Raw genomic sequence first — 16666 nt, 5'->3', positions numbered from 1 at the left:
GGTGGCATTCATGTCAGCTGCAGTCCTTTCCCGAGCGCGGCGGCACCGACGCGGACGCTTCGGCCGGGATCCGGCGGGCTCTCGCGATCCAGGGCCGAGTCGAGCCCGAGACCGGCACCGGTATCGAGGACCAGGTCACCGGCGGGGCCGGCCACGATGGCGTCGACGCCGACCCGGGCCTGGAATCCGACCCGGGCCGCCGCATCGATCAGGCAGAGGTGGTAGACGAGATGAGCCGGCTTCTCGGCATCGACCAGCCGCTGGAGCTCACGCACGTCCGGCAGGTCCGCGGCGTACGCCTGCACACAGAACTGATGTGCACCGGCCTCGTACAGCGGTGCCCCGTAGTCAGTGCCGTCCGTCAGCGTCGACCCGCCCGGGATGGCGGTCGAGTCGACGACCGCTCCACCGGGTGCCGATGCGGCCAGCCGGGTGGAGAGACCGAGCGCAGGCTGCGGGCCACCGACATCGTCGAGCACCCAGAGATTCACCGAATCCGGCGGATCGAGTACCGCGACGGGCGCGTCCAGGCAGAGGCTCAGCAGTCGCTCGAGTCCGCCGGCGGTGCCTCGCATCGCGTGCAGACGATGGGCCTCGGCCGTCACCGCACGCCGTCGTGACTCAGGCCATTGCTCGTCGAGGGTGACGCCCAGCCAGCCGGCCAGTTCGTCGAGCGTCGTCCGCGTTCCCGTGTCGTCGGCGGCCCGCGGATCGAAGCGAGCCGGCAGTTGGTCCAGCAGCTCTTCGTTGTCGCGAAGGTCGCTCTGCAACCACCGCAGCATCCGGTCGAGGAACTCCGCCGACGGCCCGGGTTCGGCGTACAGCGGTGGCAGATAGGAGAGCCAGGAGCCGGTGGCGACATCGACCCGGACCTGTTCGACCGTAGGACTCCCCCGCCCGTCACCCGTCAGCAGTCCGCCGAGCCAGAGGTACGGCGCGGCCTCGCTTGCTACGAGCGCACCCCGCGGGTCGCCCGGGAGCGGTGTCCAGGCAAGGGTCGAGGGCGCGCTCAGGTCACCAGGAATACTGTCCGCGTCCGGCGGCACCTCGTCGAAGGAGCCGAGCGTCCACAACCGGAGTCCGCCACCGACGGGCACCGTCGTTCGGGCCCGCAGCTCACGCCAGACAGCCTGCATCGCACCGGTGCTGATCGGCCCGCACACAAACGTTCCAAGCCGGGCCCACGCGCCGAACGGGTCGAGCACGAGCGCAGCTCCGGCGTCGACCCCGGTGACGACGTATCGCGTCGTGTCGCACTGCCCTGGCACGGCGAACATCCGCCGGCTTCGCCACCCGGTCGGCGTCTCGGCGCGACCGATCCAGCGGCCGGCCAGGTCGAAGCAGAGAACGTCGCCCTGGGCAACGACCACGAGCCGGTCACCGGCCACATCGACCGCCAGCCCGGTCAGCGCTCCGACCCTGCCGACCTGCCAGCGCCCGGTCCGCGGGTCACGACGACGCTCCTCGAGCGAGTTCCAGGCAGCGCCGGCCGTCTCGTCCTGGGCGCCGCCGAGGTCCGCGACCAGGATCCTGGTTCCCTCGTCGGCGGCGTCGGCCTCGGCGAGAACGACGACACGAGCCCCGGCTGCCAGCTCGACCAGCTCGATGCCCAGGGCAACCACCGGGCCGGACCAGGCCGACATCGTGGCCCACCACGTCTCGTCCACGATCCCTTCCGCGTCGAGTCGGGTGATCGCCCGCGCGTCGGCTTCGACGACAAAGACAGCATCCGCATCGCCAACGACGGACGACGGACCGGCGAACGGCCCCCAGACCGCAACCGGCTGCCCCGACGGTGGATCGACGACCAAAACCGTGCCCGTGTCCGGCTGCACGACGTACCGGTGTCCGCGCGGGCCGATCGTCTCGGTCAGCACCGGCAAGCAGACCTGACCGGCCGGGTCCACGCCGGGTACGACGACCAGTCCCAGCCGGCCGTCGGCATCGATCGTCACCCCGTCGGTGCCAAGGCCCGGCCACCCGTCGCCGGTGTTGAAGAACCGGTACGTCGGACGTTGCGTCGAGGTCGTCACCATCAGCCCTCAACCCCCACCCACACGACGTGCCAGCCGAGCTGGACGCTCAGCATCTGCGGGAAGCTCGAGTCGTGGACAACCTCTGCCGGGTTGAGCCGCACCGTGTTGTCGCCCTGCCCGGCGTAGCCCTCGAGCGGCAGGATCACCCGGAGCTCGAAGCCAGATGCCCCGGCCCCGGCGACGTCCGGATAGCCCTCGACGACACCACGCTCACCGCCCTCGATGCCGAACTCGACATCCCTCGGTCCGATCACGTGCGCGAGGTACCGCGGGGTCGCGCCGAAGCCGGCCTCCGCCGTACTCACCTGGGTCGCCACTCCGATCGGCGACTTGTCGTCGGGCCAGAACCGCCAGACGGTTCCGCCGGGCGGCGTCTGACCCGAGAAGACGTACGGAATCTCCTCGGGCATCGCGTTGCGCCGCTCGGCGCCCGACACATCACTGGCCAGTCGGCACCGCTGTACCGCCACACTGGCCAGTACGACGTCGAGCCCCGGCCGGAACGCACTGCCCGGCATCCGGTCGTTCGGGTCCTGCCAGCGCAGGTTCACGGTCTCCGGCCGCCGGACCGCACCCGACGTCCCGCAGATCCCGGTCCGTACCTCGGCGTCGATGTCCTCGTCGTCCAGCCAGGACACGGTCAAGAAATACGTCGCGGGATCACCCTTCGCGTCACCGGCGACCGCCGGGACCGGAAGGATCTGCTCCTCGGTCAGGATCAGCTCATGCCCCTGGCTGTCGAGGGCGAACCCCGCGCCTACCACCACCTGGCTCTCACCGGTGCGCCCGGTGACCGAGTACCCGGTGGCCAGCCCCCAGTTGTGCAGACTGCGGTTGTGCAGCCAGGAGAGCTCACGGTGGTACGCCGTCAGCGCGCCGAGATCAGCCGCCCGTAACTGCTGTCCCGAGAAGAAGGCCGGCCTGGTCAGGATCGGGATGTCGTTCTCCGTGGTCACTGCGGACCTCCTACAGAGCCGGCGATACGAGATGTGCCCGGTGCGGCTCGGCCGGACCATTCGATGCCGACCCAGTGCACCGGCACGGGGTTGAGGTCGATCCGGATCGAGGCCCGGAAGGCGTGCCGCTCGGGCAGACCGTGACGAACCGTCAACCGGAACCGCGTCCGGCTTCGATCCCACACCTCCAGGAACGGCCCCTGTCCGTACGGCAACTGGTCGGCCAACACCTCGCGGGCCGACACCACCTCGCCGGCGTCACCGGAGTTGAACCCCGAGGTCTCCCCCCACGGATGTGCACCGAGAGCGACAAGGTACGTCGTGTCCGCCGAGGTGAAGCCGCCCTCGTCGGTATCCACCAAGAGGCTCCACCGGCGATGATCGCTGCCCGGGTCGAGGTCGACGACTCCCTGCCGGATCGTCCCGCCGGCGATGTGCGGGCGCGCGAGTCCGTGCGCCGTACGCCGGGTGGACAGGTCGAGCTGGTCCGTTCCGCCGTCCGGGTTGATCAGGATCCGCGCCAACGGCAGGTCGAGCCCGAGCCGGACGCCATCGCCGTACCGGGACGGGTGGGTCGCAATGCCGTTCTGGTACTGCGCCGGGCCTGCGTCGGCCCACCGCAGCAGCGGGTGCTCCTCGTAGACCGCCGAATCAGCAGGTTCACGTCCGGCCCGCAGGTCTTCGAGGCCGGCCCATCGCATCACCAGATCGAACCAGTGGCTGACCCCATCGCTCGACGGCTCCGGGGGCGGCATCTCGATCGAACGCCCGCTGACCACTTCGCGGCCGAGCCGGTCGTACGCCAGTCCCGGAGCGACCGTGAGCTCGCCCCGACGCGAGTAGGCGTTGACCCCGAAGCCCAGCGCGATCCCCCAGGCGTCGTGCACGATGCTGGTGTGCAGCCTGCGGGTGAAGGCCTCCCGGCCGTGCTGGTCCGCGAGGTCAGCTGCCTCCAGCCGCTGCTTGTCCAGCCAGGTGATCCGCCGGATCGACTCCGTGCTGCTCATCTCAGCTCACCTCCACCTGATGCTTGCCCGAGGCAACCAGCATGGTCGGCGCGACCGCGACGTTGCCGCAGCCGCCGGGCAGCGGTGGGCAGCCGGGCGTCTGCGCGGTCAGTTCGAGGCCCACCACGTAGTTCACGCCGGGGACCGATGCCACGATCTGCAGGACCTCACCGCGCACGACGTCGCGCCCGAACGGCCAACCGAGACCGGCCGGTCCTCCGGACAACGGATCGAGGAACGCCGTCAGCGCCGTCGTCACCTCGGCCTTGATCCGGAGGCGATCCGCACCCTCGATCGCCGCGACGGACGCCGCCACCGCGACTTCGACGTACCGCGGGCCGACGACTTGCAACTTGGTCCCGAGCGTACGGCGGGCCGACAGGTACGCGCGGACGGTCCGGAGCAGGCCCGGGGTGGGCTCGGGACGCGCCGCCGGTACCGACGGCACGACCACGATGGCCACGGTTCCGGGCGCAGCCAGGCACGGGTGCCCGGTGTCCAGCGCGGACCACGCGCGGGCGCGGGCCACCGACGTACCAGGAACTCCACGGGCCAACCGCTCGAAGTCGATGAGGGTGCCGGCCCGGTCGGGGGCAGCGCGGCCGAGAACGACTTCGGAGCCGACCTGATCGAGCGACGGCGGGGAGCCGGTGGCGATTTCGAGGAGACGCTCGTGCGCCCACAACTCTTCGGCGGCAAGGCCTTCGGCTTCGGCGAGATCGCCTGCGTCGGATCCCGGCCGGACCGAGGATGCGACCAGGGTGATGGCCAGGTCCGCACGGACGATGCCGAGATCGACGTCCGGGCCGAATACGGCGCGGTTGCGCGGATCATCGGCGAGCTCCCAGGTTGCCAGCGGGCCTGGCGTCCCGGACGCGCCGGCCGTCAGATCCGCACTGACCCAGGCGTGGTGTCCACTCGGCAACGTACGACCGTGGTCGCCGTCGCCGAAGGTGAGCGTCCCGGTGACCGGATCCACGGTGTACGCCGCATCCTTCGCGGTGGCCGCGTCGAAGTCGGCCACGGCAGACCATCGCTGCTCCGTCGCGCCATCCGGGTCCGTGGTCCATACTCGCAGCGACGCGGGCAGAATCGGCGCACCGGGGACGACGACCGTCTCAGCCGGCTCGCCACGCAGAGGCCCGGCCCGCGACACGGCCGCGACGGCCTGGACGATGGGGACGGCATCACTGACGACTGCGGACAGCTGCGGCGCGGCGTCCGGACGGCCTTCGGACAGCCGGCATCGCAGCCAGCGAAGGGGAATCGTCACCGCGCCGAGCACCGAGCCTGGCCAACTCGGCGGGACTTCGATCCTGGCGGCGCCGCTCAGTGTGAGGGCACGAGTGTCGTCGACGACAGCGCTCGCGGGGAACGCCTGCCAGGTGTCGCCGTCGTACCACTCCCAGAGGGTGCGGCAACCGTGATGCACGCGCGGATCGATGTCGGCCGCCGCCATCGCATCGGCATCGTCGGACCCGCTCACCACCAAGGCGAGGGTGAACACCTCCCCCGCGACAAGCGGTGGATCGGCCTCGAGACCCACCAGCAATGCTGCCTCGGACCGGCTGTCCGGGTCGGCACCGAACGCGGCGATCGGCTGGCCCGCACGCAGGTCCGCCGACCGGTCGATCACCTGCGACGTCCCGTCGGCGAGAGTGCTGGCGACCTGGACCGCAGCAACCGTCAGTCCTGTGATGGTGACCCCGCGATCAAGCTGGTACAGCAGCGGGGCGTCGCCCGCCGAGAGCACAGTCCCCGCCGGAAGCTGCCGCGGTACGCCGGAAACGGTGCTCAGGGCAACCGTTGCCACGGCGGGCCGCGGTGGTGAGGCGGTGAGCCCGACGAGCGCGAGGAACTTCCGCCGGAAGCGATCCGTCACCCTGTTCACCCGGTACAGATCGGCCTCGATCACCCAGGCCAGCAGGTCGAGCAGCGTCATGCCCGGGTCCGAGACGTTGTGGTCCGTCCAGCCAGGTGCGTACCGCGGGATCAGGGCGCGGCCTTCTTCGACCAGATCGGCCCAGCGCCGGTCGTCGAGGTTCGGCAAGGGGAGTGGCATGTCAGCTCTCCCCTCCCGCGAGACGCAGCACCAGCGGGCCGCAGACCACGATCCGCTCCGCCGGTACCGCGACAACGTCGCCCCGAGGGATGCCGTCCGCCAGCAACTCGACGGCCTCCAGGTGGTCGACACCGGGGATGAGCTCGATCAACCGTGCGACGTCGGACAGGTGGACGTCCCGCCCGAACGGCCAACCACGCCCGTCCGGCCCACCACCGAGCGGATGCAGGAAGGCGGTCAACGCAGAACTCACGGCGGCGATCACCACACCACCTTGATCCAGGTCGACCGGTACGACGGTGGCCGAGGCGCCGACCGGGTGGTACTGCGGTGACACCACGGTCACCTGCCCGCCCATCGAGGCCGGGCACCGGGCGCGCAGGTAGTTCTCGACCTCCCGGCGCAATCCGAACGATGGCATCGGCCGCGGGTCGAAGCTGTGCGGAACGATCGCGATCCGCACCCACCCCGGCGCCGGGCGACCCGCCGCGTCGGTACACGGCAGGGCTCGGGCGACGGCCACCGCAGGCGATGCCTCCTGCGCCAATGCCTCGTAGTCCGCTGGAGTCATGGCCTGCACCCGGCTGCGGACCAGGCCCGAACCGCGCGCCGCGACCGCGTCCACGGTCTCGTTGTCCGCGCCGCCCTCGGCCGCGCGGACGTTCGACACGGACGTGGCCAGGATCCCGGAGAGCAGTTGCGAGATCGCCCCGGCCGGAACGTTGCCCTGGGCACCACCACCGGACAGGTAGCTCGCCATCCGCACGTTGTCGGTGCCGGCCGGCGGGATGCGGCCGTGCCGATCGTCACCGAAGACGATCCGGCCTTGCGACCGCTCGATCACGTAATGCCGGTCGCCAGGACCGGAGAAGTGCAGGTTCGGTTGCTCGATCCAACGAACCCACACCTCCGTGGTCCGGCCGGTCCGGGGATCGGTGACCAGGCGAAGCGCATCATCCCCGAGTCCGGCCGCGAGTACCTCGGCCCGGAGGATTTCCTGCTCGACATCGGCGCGAGCGCCGGACAGCTCGCGGATCTCCAGTACCTGCCCCGGCAGCACCGGAGTCTGCCGGCACGTCACGACCTGTCCCGGTTGCCCGGTGCCACCACCGAGGACCTCGCCGCGGACGGTCTGCACCTGCGCCACCCACGCCGCGTTCAGGAACAGCCCGCCGAGCTCGGCCTGTCGCGGCTCACCGTCGATCCGCAGTCTGGCCCGCAACCAGGCATCGCGCGGTGTGCCGAACCTCGGCAGGCCGGCAATGGTCAGAAAGGCCCGGCTGTACTCCTGGCTGAGTGGCGTCGTGAACATCACGGTCGGGCCGTTGATCTCGGCCACCGTGACAGTCTCCGACGCGGTGTCGGTGAACACGGTGACCAGGTCTCCGGCCCGGAAGGACGACGCGGCCACCTCGTCGACGAGCTCAGCGGTCGTCAGGGATGCCGTGAGCACCGACACCAGCGGGGGCGGGACCGCGCCCGGCGAGGCGACTGCGACCATCCCGGGCAGCGCCAGATTCGCCGTCTCGTCCCGGACCGTGACGGCCACCCATTCCGTCCCGCTCCAGTGCTCCCAGACCAGGCCAGGGCCGCTGATGAGCCCTTCGGTCTCAGCCACGTCAAGATACATGCTGACGACGTCGGCGGGCAGTCTGCGGTCGAACCCGCAGTACAGGGTCGGTGTCATGTCGCGCACCGGGACGAACGGCGCGAAGGCCGAACCGCGGTCCCTGGCCGCCGCGGTGTGATCGATGTAGCTGAAGTCGTTGTAGGCCAGGCACGCCTCGGGCACCACTTGCGGCGAGCGGTAGACGTACCCGCCCCGGAGGCTGCCGAGAACAGGCGGCCTCGGCTCGACCACCCGGAAGTCGTGGTGGGCTCCGCCCGAGTCCTCCCAGTTCGTTGTCAGCGTCGCCCCAAAGGTCTGATTGGTGATCCGGAAGCGGATCCAGGGCGCCTCCTCGCCGGCGAGCTCGGTCAGCGCGACATCGGCCGGCACGGTGAAGGTGATCAGCTTCTGCCAGTCCGCGGTGAACAGCCCGAGCACCGTCGACTCGGCGATCCCCAGGTCGGACCAGCCGCGGCCGTCGAAGTACTCGCCCACCACCTTCGGCACCAGGTCGGTGACCGTGACGCCGGTCGGCGCACTGGTGAGCCGGCCGGTGCTGGCCGCCACCGACAGCAAACTGACCGTCGCCAGCGGCTTGCTCATCGCCTCGGCGAGCGAGATCGCGAAGACGCTGCCGGTCTGTGGGTTCTGCCCGAACGGGAAGAAGGTCGTCGTCAGGTCCACGGGCAGCCCGTCGTTCACCGCCTTGTCGAGCGCCAGGCCGCTGAAATCGGTGACCAGGAAGTACATACTCGCGCCCGCGACGGGCGTGATGGTCTGGACCAGGGTGGTGTACCCGGGCACGGTGACCTGCACGGTGTAGTCGTGGTACTCGATGCCGTCCCACTGGGCCGAGCCGGAGGCCAGGCTCTGGGTCGGGTACGTCTTGTCCGGCTCGGTGGGATCGGACAGTACGGCGAACGCGTCGCTCAGATCGATCCCCTGCCCGGACAGCCCGGACGACGACAGCCAGATCTGTTGGTCACGGCCCCCGTCCGGGCCGGCCAGCCGGATCACGCCCATGCTCGGGGCAACGACCGAGCGCAGCCGGACCCGATCGACGGCAGGTCGCGCACCGGCCCGGTTCGGCGGCAGCACGGCGGCGAGCCGGCCGCGGATCCAGTGCGACTCGATCCCGGCGACGATGCGGGGTTCGGACTTCGAGCAGTCGGCCACCAGCCGGACCGTGCCGCTGCGGGTCAGGCCGAGGGTCCCGTCGACGCTGTCACTGTTGATGGCGGTCGCCACCGGTACGAACGTTTTGAAGGCACGCCAGGTCTCCCCGTCCCAGTACTCCCACACCATGTCCATCGGCGCCGGCGCCACCTGCGACAACTCCAGCGTGACCTCGACGGTGACGGCACCCGACAACGCCAGCAGCGTGCGATGGGCGAGATAGAGCTCATGCGGTACGGGACTCAACGGATCGAACAGCGTGAACGGCGACCCGGACCGGGCAGCGGCGCCGTGGTCGGCCCAGGAATCCTGGCCCGGCCAGACGGTCGCCACCTCGACCAGTCGCGCGGCGCACAGACCGGTATCGGCCTCGGTCTCGAAGACCAGCGGCTCGACCCGGTCGGCGACCGTGGCGGCTACCTGAGACCCAGCCGGTGCGCGGGTGTCTCCACCACCGGGCGGCAGGCTGAACACCACCGGCGCACGAGCGGGCTTCGCCGGCAGCAGGGAGACGCCGAGCAGATCGAGGAACGCCAACCGGCTCTTGTCCGGAGCCCGGTCGAGCCGGTCGCCGAGGGTGGACAGGAAGCGAGCGTAGGCGCGCAACAGCGCCGCCCCAGGCCCGGACCCCACCGACCAGCCGGGCTCGAATCCCGGCAGCCGCTGCAGCAGGTCCGCGTAGACCTCCTCGGGGTCGTGCGGTCCGACGACGGGAACCCGGCTCATCATTCGCCACCCTCGAGCAGGTAGAACGGGTAGACGAGGTTGTAGAAGGTGTTGGTGGACCTGACCAGGTAGGACACCTCGATGTCCATCCGGCTGTCCTGCCGAGCCGCCCGGACCACGACCTCGCGGACGTCGATCCGGGGTTCCCAGATGGCCAGCGCCACTTCGACACGATACCGAGCCAGCGCCATCGTCGTCGTACTGAGTGGCTCGAACACCAGGTCGCGCAGGCCCGCGCCGAACGTCGGCCGCATCACCCGCTCCCCCGGCGAGGTGCCGAGAATGATCCGGATCGCCTGCCGGACGCCTTCCTCGTACGCCGCGACGCTGACATCACCGTTCGGGCCGGCCGACGGCGGGAAGGCCCAGCCCACCCCGAGGAAGGCCTGTTCCGATCCGGGTGCCACGTCAGCCTCCGATCAGCACGGTCGGCGCACCGGCGATGATCGGCGCACCACATCCGGCCATGTCACCCATCCGTAGCGCCGGCCGGGCGCCGATCAGGACGGTGGTGCTTCCGGTCGGGAAAGGGCTCGGTGGATGCGGACCCGCGGTCGGCGGCATCGAGCAGGCGTGCATGTCGCCGACCACCGCGGCGGGCATTCCGGCGATCAGGACGTTCGCCACCCCAGGTCCGGTGACGGTTCCGGGGTGGGCGGTCGGATCGCCCACCCGGGCTGCGAAGGGCATCGGAACTCCTAGTTGATCTTCACGATGGAGCCGGTCAGGCTGCAGGCACCACCGGCGCTGAGACTCACCGCGCCGGAACCGGTCACCGAGACACTGGTGCCGCTGGTGGACACAGCGCCCGTACTTGTCACCGTGACGGCCGGCGCGGTGATGGTGACCCCGGCCGGGCTGAGCACCAGCCGGGTCGCGCCACATTGCAGGGTGATCATCGTGTTGCTGGCCAAGGTGATCCCTGGCGGCAGACCGGCTGCAGCCTGGGTCATGTCCGGCGTCGTGAGGGTGATCGCGGGCGGCGCTTCCCGGAAGGCCACCTGATTGCCCAATGGCGTACGGATCGCGCGGATCTGCGGCAGCGGGCTGGGCAACGGTGGCGGCGTGGTCGCGTTCCACAAACACCCCAGGATGTACGGCGCGTTGACGTCACCGTGCTCGAACGCGACCAGAACCTCGTCGCCCGGATCGGGAATCATGTACTGGCCGGACAGCAGCCCGGCCATCGGCGTCGCGACCCGCGCCCAGGCGGCCAGATCGGCGGAGTCGATGAACGGCACCTGCACCTTGACCCGGCCGAGCATCAACGGGTCGGTGGTGAGGATGACCTTGCCGACCACGACGCCGTAGAACTTCTTCTGCAGTTCGTCCTGCTCGCTCGCGCGGGCGTCCAGTACCTCTTCGATCATGGCAGGATCTCCTTGCAGACCTCGAAGTTCGTCCGGTAGCCGCCGGTGTCGATCGTGTGGGTCGCCGCGGTGACCCGGTAGTCACCGCTGAAGTCAGGCCCGAGCCCCTCCAGCCGGATCACGGCGCCGGCCCGGATCGCCGGGTCGCCGATCGCCGAGGCCGAGCCGGTCAGCCTGCTGTTCAATCGCCGCCGCAAGTCGCTGTAGATCCGCAACGCACTCGTGGTGATGTCGGCCGGTGATGCGATCGGCTGGTCGATGACGGTGAGCGCTGGTCCGGAGAACGGCAGGCCCGCGGCCGCGGCGACCCCGGGCAGGACCGAGACCCCCAGCGTCTCGCGGTCGAAGTCCCAGAACACCGTGACCAGGAAGTCGAGCGGGATCTCCCGCAGCGTGAACTTCATCGAGACCCCGGCCACCTGGCCGACCGTGCTGATCCGCGGTGCGAAGTCGAGCAGCGACTGGCCCCACGCCAGCGACATCCTCGGCGTGTACTCCTTGAGGAACCGGGACAGGTAGAGAACGTTGCCCTCCACCCAGAAGTCGGCGTCGTACGAGTTCGCGATCTCGGCCAGGAACTGCAGGTCGCTCTGGCCGCGTTGCTTGCGTCCACTACCACCGAACACGAAGTTGACCGCCGCGATCGCCGTCGACGCCCCGATGATCGTGGGGTCGATCGAGGGCAGCAGCAGGTTCTCCGCGGCCAGGATGGACGCGACCAGGAAGTCGGGCAGCAGCCCGAACCCGCGGGCGGCCGAGCCTTGGGCCAACCGGTGCAGGTGGTCGTGCGCGATCAGGGTGACCGATGGCATGCCGCCGTTCGGAAAGCTCATCGACAACCCGGTGAGGTCGCCCTCGAAGACCGGCTCGAGTTGCGACCCGGCATAGCCGAGCGACAGATTGACCGCGTTGTCCAGGTCGAGCAGGCCTGGTGGTACGCCGGTCACGCCGACCGGGCCGATCCGTACGCCCGTCGGGAGACTGAAACCGAGCCCGCGCACGTGTTCGCGCAGCCAGCGCAGATCCGGGTTCGCCAGACCGACCTCGACCCGATCCGCCGCCTGGCGCCCGTCCTGATACCGCACGCTGCTGACCGCCGCACGCAACGGCGCGGGCAGCGGGCTGCCGTTGATCGTGATCGCGTAGTCCGGTGCGTACCGCGGGCTCAGGGCAACGGTCATCAGCGCATCACCACACCTGACTCGAGATCGGTGTACGGCAAGCGCGGCACGGACAACGCCGTACCGGCGATCAGCGCGAGTGGGTCGTCGATCCGGTTGGCCACCGCGATCGGCCGCCACTGGGTCGGGTCCGCGTAGACATCGGCGGCGATCGCGGCCAGCGTCTCACCCTGGCCGACGACACGGACCTTGGTGTAGTCGGCGGTCTCCCGCTTGATCTCCTTGGCTTCGAGCTCGGCGTTGGTGAACTCGTTGAAGGTCACCTGGATCCGCGCCCGGACCGGAGTCCCGTCCGGCAGGAACATCACGAACCGCTGCGCGGCCCGCGCGAGTACACAGGTGAACGTCAGGCTCCCCCAGGTGAAGAGGACGACCGGGGGCGCGTGGGTCGTCGGGTCGATGTTCATCAGATCGGTCACCTGGGCGACCGACGCCCGTACGTCGTCGCCGGCCGCGTTGACCACCCTGGTGCCGTCGCGATGCGACTCGTAGGTGTCCAGGAACAGTTCCATTTCGAGGGTCCGCATGCCGCCGTGGACGAACTGCAGCAGGGGTGCCGACAGGCCTGGGATTGCTGCCTGGGCGTAGGTGACGTCGCGGTTGACGGTGTACTCGCCGGGGTTGAACATCACCGGCGTGCGCCGGCCGGTGACGGTGTTCGTCAAGGTCGCCTTCTCGAGCCCGCTCATCGCCAGCCCCTCCCGGTCCGCTCGAGATGCGCGATCAGCCGCCGGTCGATGGCAGCCACAACCTGGTCGGTCAACCGCTCGACGTCAGCCGGAGGCGGCGGGCCGGGGTTCTGCGGGGCGCGCGCCCACGGAGCCGCATCCGGCATCTCCCAGCCAGGCAGCGCGGTCGGCATCTGCGGGACCGCCGCCTCGGTAGTTGAAGCACTCCTCCGCCGCAAGGTCGTCGGTACGGGCGGAGTCGTGGCGGGGCGGACCACCGGAGGTGGTGGCGCGGTGAATGACTCACGAGTGGTCTGTGAGCTGAGCACCCTGGACAGCACAGTCAGGGCGGAACGTTCGACCGCTCTGGTCTGCTGCGTCCGTAAGGCGACAGTCTCCGTCCGGGAGTGGACGCTTGTCTGCCGGGTCGCGACCGTCGCAACAGTTCGAACGGTCGGCACCTCTCGAACCTTCGAGCGACGGCTGGCCAGAGGTGACATCGATTGGTTGCCAGGATCAGCGATAGTCACCCGCACGGTCGGTCGGATCGTCCAGTGCGTCGTACGCCGCTGGTCGACCTGGTGGATTTGACTGCCCGGCAGCCGACGCAGTACGGAGGGACCCGCGTGCAGCCGCGTGACGGTTCGGCGATGCTGGTCGGCCAGGCGCAGGGTGAAGGCGCGGTGTCGGTTCACGGTTGCTCACTGCCTCCCGTCGTCGGCGTTCGCCCGTTCGTTGAGCGCGGACACCTTGGTCGTCCACAGCCTCCGGTCGCGGTGCTCGAGTTCCATCAGTTCGTCGTGCGGCCAATGCAGGTGGTAGCTGAGGAAGGCCACCTCCTCGATCAGCTGATCGACGGGGTAGCCACGGATCCCCCCAGGCTGTCCACCTCCAGCTCGAAGCTCCGCCGACAGTTCGGGCAGCTGACCGACCGGCTCCGGTCGTCGACCCGGTTGACCTCGTTGTAGAGGTCCTGCAGGTGGGCGAGATCGGCCGCGAACAGCCCCTCGATGACCTGCGGGGTGACGGTGTCGACGCCGTCGAGCGCGGTGATGACCCGCGACATCAAGATGACGACGAGGTACGCCGGGTTCTTCTGCACCCGTGGATCGCGCAGGGGGAGGATCTCGTCGGCCGCCGTGGCCAGCCGCATCGTGCCGGTCCGCCGCAATCCGCCGTCGGCATCGACGTAGCCCATCGGCAGGGTGAACTCGTACTCGGTCCGGAACATGTCAGCCTCGCTCGAGACCCTCGTGCGCGAGCTCCAGCGTCTCGATCGCGACATCGTTGCCCTTGGCAGAGAACTCCCCGGCCGACCACTTCGTCGGCCAGGCGTCCCGGAAGTTCCAGCGCACCTGCTCCGCACCGGTCAGGTCGTTGATCACGATCGAGCCGCTGCGGCGGTCCGGCGTACCGCGGACGATGCCGAGCAGCCAGTCGTACAGCTCGTGGTCGTCGGTGATCCCGCGCTTGAGGGTGATGTTGCCGTACTTCGTCGGCCCGGGCAGCTTGCGCATCGTCGTGTTGTCCCCGCCCTCGCGGTACTCGTGTACGTCGATCGTGGTGTCGAACCCGCTCGCATCGGCGAAGCCGGCTCTGGTGATGCCGTCGATCTCCACCAGGAAGGTGAAGTTGGCGTACGGGTCGATCCGTTGCCCGGTGGCCATCGATGTCTCCTCTTCTCAGCTGTGATTGATGCGGTACGACGATCAGGACTCGCTCACCTCGGCACCGCCGTCCCAGATCCCGATCCGCAGCACGATGAACTCCGCGGGATAGGTCGGGACGACGCCGACCTCGATGTACAACCGGCCGAGTGACCTGGTCGACGGCGGGTTCAGTACTTCGTCGATCCGCACGTAGAACGCTTCCTCCGGCTTCGCGCCGAACAGGGCGCCGTCCTTCCACACCTGGGTCAGGAAGTTGGTGATCGTCCGCTTGAGCTTCTGCCACAGCCGCAGGTCGTTCGGCTCGAACACCGATCCGCGGATGCCGCGCTCGATCGACTGCTCGAGGAAGATGAACAGCCGGCGGATATTGACGTACTGCCAGTTGCGATCCAGGTCCCCGGCGGTCGTCCTGGCTCCCCACACGACCGGCTGCGCCTGGCCGGGGAAGACCCGCAGGGCGTTGATGCCGAGCAGGTTGATCGGTCCCTGTTCGGCGTTGCTGAGCAGGGATTCGACGCCGAGCGAGCCTCTGATGTTGATGTTCGCCGGCGCCTTGTGCACACCTCTCGTCTGGTCGGTACGCGCGTAGATCCCGGCGATGTGACCGGCCGGCGGCCAGAACTCGGCGGCTCCGGTCGAAGGGTTGACCACCTGGATCCAGGGGTAGTACAGCGCCGCGAAGCCCTTGCTCGACCGGACCGTCGCGAACTGGTCGGTGATGCCCTCGATAGTTGCCTCAGGCAATGGGTCGAGCAGCGCGAACCGGTTGTACAGACGCTCGCAGTGCCCGACCAGGGCGGTCTGGAGGTTGGCGGCCGTACCGCCGGGCACCACGACGAGTGAGATGTCCTGACGAGCCCTCAGCGGGTCGAGGTACGTGTTCGGACTGGTCAGCAGTTTCTGCCACGAAGCGGACCGGTCATCGGCCACCCCGCCGCTGAGCGGGTAGGTGCTCGCCGCCGGCCGTGAGTCGGGCTCCGCAACCTGTTCAGGACCGGTCAGCCTGACGACGGGAGAATCGACGACGGTCTCCCAGTACGTCGGATGCCGCGAGTCCACCCCCAGACGCGGGTACGTCGTCGACGCGCCGGCCGATCCGTCGAACACGACCAGATCGAACTCCGCGCTGGTCAGAACCACCGGAGTCTCCGGATCGGTGAGCACGTAACTGCGGGTGAGCCCGGGAGCATCCAGCGCGATGACGTCGCCGCCCGACGATGCCACCCGCACGTACTCGGTCGTCGCACCGGCGGTGACCGCCAGCAGCGTGCCGGGCGGAACGACCTGGTTGAGTGCGACCGTGGCCGGGCCGACCACGCGCAGCCGCCGGGCGCCGAGCGGGAGATCGGCGAGGTGCAGCGTGCCGCCGGTGTAATCCTCAGCGCCGAGCAGCGCGCCGGCCAGCGTGACCGTTGCGCCGGAGACGCCCTGGACCGTACCGGGTGACTCCTTGGCGCCGGTCTTGGCGATGACGCTATCGCCAGGACTGAGTCCGTGGTTCGCATCGCTCATGGCCAGGACGGTGCGACTCGTCATCGTTGTGATGAGGGCGGGCGCCGCGGTCGACACGACGAGAGCGCCGGTGATCAGGCCGTTGGTGAAATCCGGCGTACTGGGTAGCGCTGTCGTCAGGACGACACTGTCGGCGGCCACGGAACCCACCAGCCGGGTGACCCGCTCGGCGCCCTTGACCACCGTCACGAAGCTGCCCGCCACGAACGGGGCCGAGGCTGCGACCGTCAACGTCTTACGGGCGTTCTTCACTTCCAGGACGGGCAGTCCGCCGACCTTGGCCAGCGCGTCGTCGACCCGGCTGGAGTCGGTCACGGTGACCCTGACGGTGTCGCCGGCCGGTCCTTCAGCCACGGCCGTCGCGGTCAGCGCGACACCGGTGCCGCGGTCGGGCAGGTCGGCCGTGGACTCGTCGGCATCGGAGACCCGGACGACGTAGGCCGTCGTACCGCCGTTGAGGAAGAAGCCGTACGCGCCTTGGGCGAGCCAGGCCTCGGGGCCGGACAGGAACCCGCCGAAGACCTCCTGGAACTTGTCCCAGCTCTGGATCAGAGTGGCGGTGTTCCGTGGTCCCTTCTCGGCGACCCCGAGGAACGCGGCCGTGCTCGTACTCACCCCTTCGATCGGGGCCGCCGGACCGAACTCCTCGATGTACACGCCTGGATAGGAAACCTGGACAGCCATGGGTACTCC

15 protein-coding genes are annotated in these 16666 nt (G+C 69.5%); all 15 read right to left on the bottom strand.

Going from position 1 to position 16666, the window contains the following annotated elements:
• Positions 1-8: 8 nt before the first annotated feature.
• The 15 genes from ABD768_RS00325 to ABD768_RS00255 are packed head-to-tail and all read right to left on the bottom strand — an operon-like array spanning position 9 to position 16657.
• A complete protein-coding gene (locus ABD768_RS00325; protein WP_344836018.1) occupies positions 9-2036 on the bottom strand; it encodes a phage tail protein in 2028 nt (675 codons plus the stop codon).
• Positions 2036-2992, bottom strand: coding sequence for a hypothetical protein (locus ABD768_RS00320; RefSeq protein WP_344836015.1), 957 nt, complete (start codon positions 2990-2992; stop codon positions 2036-2038). The genes ABD768_RS00325 and ABD768_RS00320 overlap by 1 nt, the downstream gene beginning before the upstream one ends.
• Positions 2989-3999 carry a hypothetical protein gene (locus ABD768_RS00315; RefSeq protein ID WP_344836012.1) on the bottom strand — a complete coding sequence of 337 codons (1011 nt, stop codon included), beginning with the start codon at positions 3997-3999 and terminating at the stop codon, positions 2989-2991. Before ABD768_RS00315 ends, ABD768_RS00320 begins: the two co-directional genes overlap by 4 nt.
• A 1-nt stretch (position 4000) precedes the next feature.
• Positions 4001-6061 (bottom strand): baseplate J/gp47 family protein, encoded by a 2061-nt coding sequence (locus tag ABD768_RS00310; protein ID WP_344836007.1) that lies wholly within the window; start codon positions 6059-6061, stop codon positions 4001-4003.
• A 1-nt stretch (position 6062) separates the two neighbouring features.
• Positions 6063-9572, bottom strand: coding sequence for a baseplate J/gp47 family protein (locus tag ABD768_RS00305; RefSeq protein ID WP_344836005.1), 3510 nt, complete (start codon positions 9570-9572; stop codon positions 6063-6065).
• Positions 9572-9979 carry a GPW/gp25 family protein gene (locus ABD768_RS00300; protein ID WP_344836003.1) on the bottom strand — a complete coding sequence of 136 codons (408 nt, stop codon included), beginning with the start codon at positions 9977-9979 and terminating at the stop codon, positions 9572-9574. The genes ABD768_RS00305 and ABD768_RS00300 overlap by 1 nt, the downstream gene beginning before the upstream one ends.
• A gap of 1 nt (position 9980) precedes the next feature.
• On the bottom strand, positions 9981-10262 hold the full coding sequence (locus tag ABD768_RS00295; protein WP_344836001.1) for a PAAR domain-containing protein: 282 nt from the start codon (positions 10260-10262) through the stop codon (positions 9981-9983).
• An 8-nt stretch (positions 10263-10270) separates the two neighbouring features.
• Positions 10271-10942, bottom strand: a complete 672-nt coding sequence (locus tag ABD768_RS00290; RefSeq protein WP_344835999.1) for a phage baseplate assembly protein V — start codon at positions 10940-10942, stop codon at positions 10271-10273.
• The gene (locus ABD768_RS00285) at positions 10939-12123 is read right to left on the bottom strand and encodes a phage late control D family protein (protein WP_344835996.1); all 1185 of its coding nucleotides are present in this window, start codon (positions 12121-12123) and stop codon (positions 10939-10941) included. Before ABD768_RS00285 ends, ABD768_RS00290 begins: the two co-directional genes overlap by 4 nt.
• A complete protein-coding gene (locus ABD768_RS00280) occupies positions 12123-12812 on the bottom strand; it encodes a CIS tube protein (protein WP_344835993.1) in 690 nt (229 codons plus the stop codon). The genes ABD768_RS00285 and ABD768_RS00280 overlap by 1 nt, the downstream gene beginning before the upstream one ends.
• Positions 12809-13486, bottom strand: coding sequence for a hypothetical protein (locus ABD768_RS00275; protein WP_344835990.1), 678 nt, complete (start codon positions 13484-13486; stop codon positions 12809-12811). Before ABD768_RS00275 ends, ABD768_RS00280 begins: the two co-directional genes overlap by 4 nt.
• A gap of 6 nt (positions 13487-13492) precedes the next feature.
• On the bottom strand, positions 13493-13627 hold the full coding sequence (locus ABD768_RS00270) for a DUF6760 family protein (protein ID WP_344835987.1): 135 nt from the start codon (positions 13625-13627) through the stop codon (positions 13493-13495).
• Positions 13628-13635: 8 nt separating this feature from the next.
• Positions 13636-14022 (bottom strand): hypothetical protein, encoded by a 387-nt coding sequence (locus ABD768_RS00265; protein ID WP_344835984.1) that lies wholly within the window; start codon positions 14020-14022, stop codon positions 13636-13638.
• A 1-nt stretch (position 14023) separates the two neighbouring features.
• Positions 14024-14458 carry a phage tail protein gene (locus tag ABD768_RS00260; protein ID WP_344835981.1) on the bottom strand — a complete coding sequence of 145 codons (435 nt, stop codon included), beginning with the start codon at positions 14456-14458 and terminating at the stop codon, positions 14024-14026.
• 42 nt (positions 14459-14500) lie between these two features.
• On the bottom strand, positions 14501-16657 hold the full coding sequence (locus tag ABD768_RS00255) for a phage tail sheath subtilisin-like domain-containing protein (protein WP_344835978.1): 2157 nt from the start codon (positions 16655-16657) through the stop codon (positions 14501-14503).
• Positions 16658-16666 lie beyond the last annotated feature (9 nt).

Origin of the sequence: Kribbella ginsengisoli (genome assembly GCF_039537185.1) — a bacterium.
Classification (GTDB): Bacteria; Actinomycetota; Actinomycetes; order Propionibacteriales; family Kribbellaceae; genus Kribbella; species Kribbella koreensis.
Note: the sequence above shows the minus strand (reverse complement) of the source record. Positions and strands in the feature narration are given on the sequence as shown.

What these genes read in the sequence shown, in the direction of transcription:
- ABD768_RS00325 (WP_344836018.1), bottom strand. Translation starts at nt 2,036, where the DNA reads ATGGTGACGACCTCGACGCAACGTCCGACGTACCGGTTCTTCAACACC.
- ABD768_RS00315 (WP_344836012.1), bottom strand. Translation starts at nt 3,999, where the DNA reads ATGAGCAGCACGGAGTCGATCCGGCGGATCACCTGGCTGGACAAGCAG.
- ABD768_RS00310 (WP_344836007.1), bottom strand. Translation starts at nt 6,061, where the DNA reads ATGCCACTCCCCTTGCCGAACCTCGACGACCGGCGCTGGGCCGATCTG.
- ABD768_RS00305 (WP_344836005.1), bottom strand. Translation starts at nt 9,572, where the DNA reads ATGAGCCGGGTTCCCGTCGTCGGACCGCACGACCCCGAGGAGGTCTAC.
- ABD768_RS00295 (WP_344836001.1), bottom strand. Translation starts at nt 10,262, where the DNA reads ATGCCCTTCGCAGCCCGGGTGGGCGATCCGACCGCCCACCCCGGAACC.
- ABD768_RS00290 (WP_344835999.1), bottom strand. Translation starts at nt 10,942, where the DNA reads ATGATCGAAGAGGTACTGGACGCCCGCGCGAGCGAGCAGGACGAACTG.
- ABD768_RS00285 (WP_344835996.1), bottom strand. Translation starts at nt 12,123, where the DNA reads ATGACCGTTGCCCTGAGCCCGCGGTACGCACCGGACTACGCGATCACG.
- ABD768_RS00280 (WP_344835993.1), bottom strand. Translation starts at nt 12,812, where the DNA reads ATGAGCGGGCTCGAGAAGGCGACCTTGACGAACACCGTCACCGGCCGG.
- ABD768_RS00265 (WP_344835984.1), bottom strand. Translation starts at nt 14,022, where the DNA reads ATGTTCCGGACCGAGTACGAGTTCACCCTGCCGATGGGCTACGTCGAT.
- ABD768_RS00260 (WP_344835981.1), bottom strand. Translation starts at nt 14,458, where the DNA reads ATGGCCACCGGGCAACGGATCGACCCGTACGCCAACTTCACCTTCCTG.
- ABD768_RS00255 (WP_344835978.1), bottom strand. Translation starts at nt 16,657, where the DNA reads ATGGCTGTCCAGGTTTCCTATCCAGGCGTGTACATCGAGGAGTTCGGT.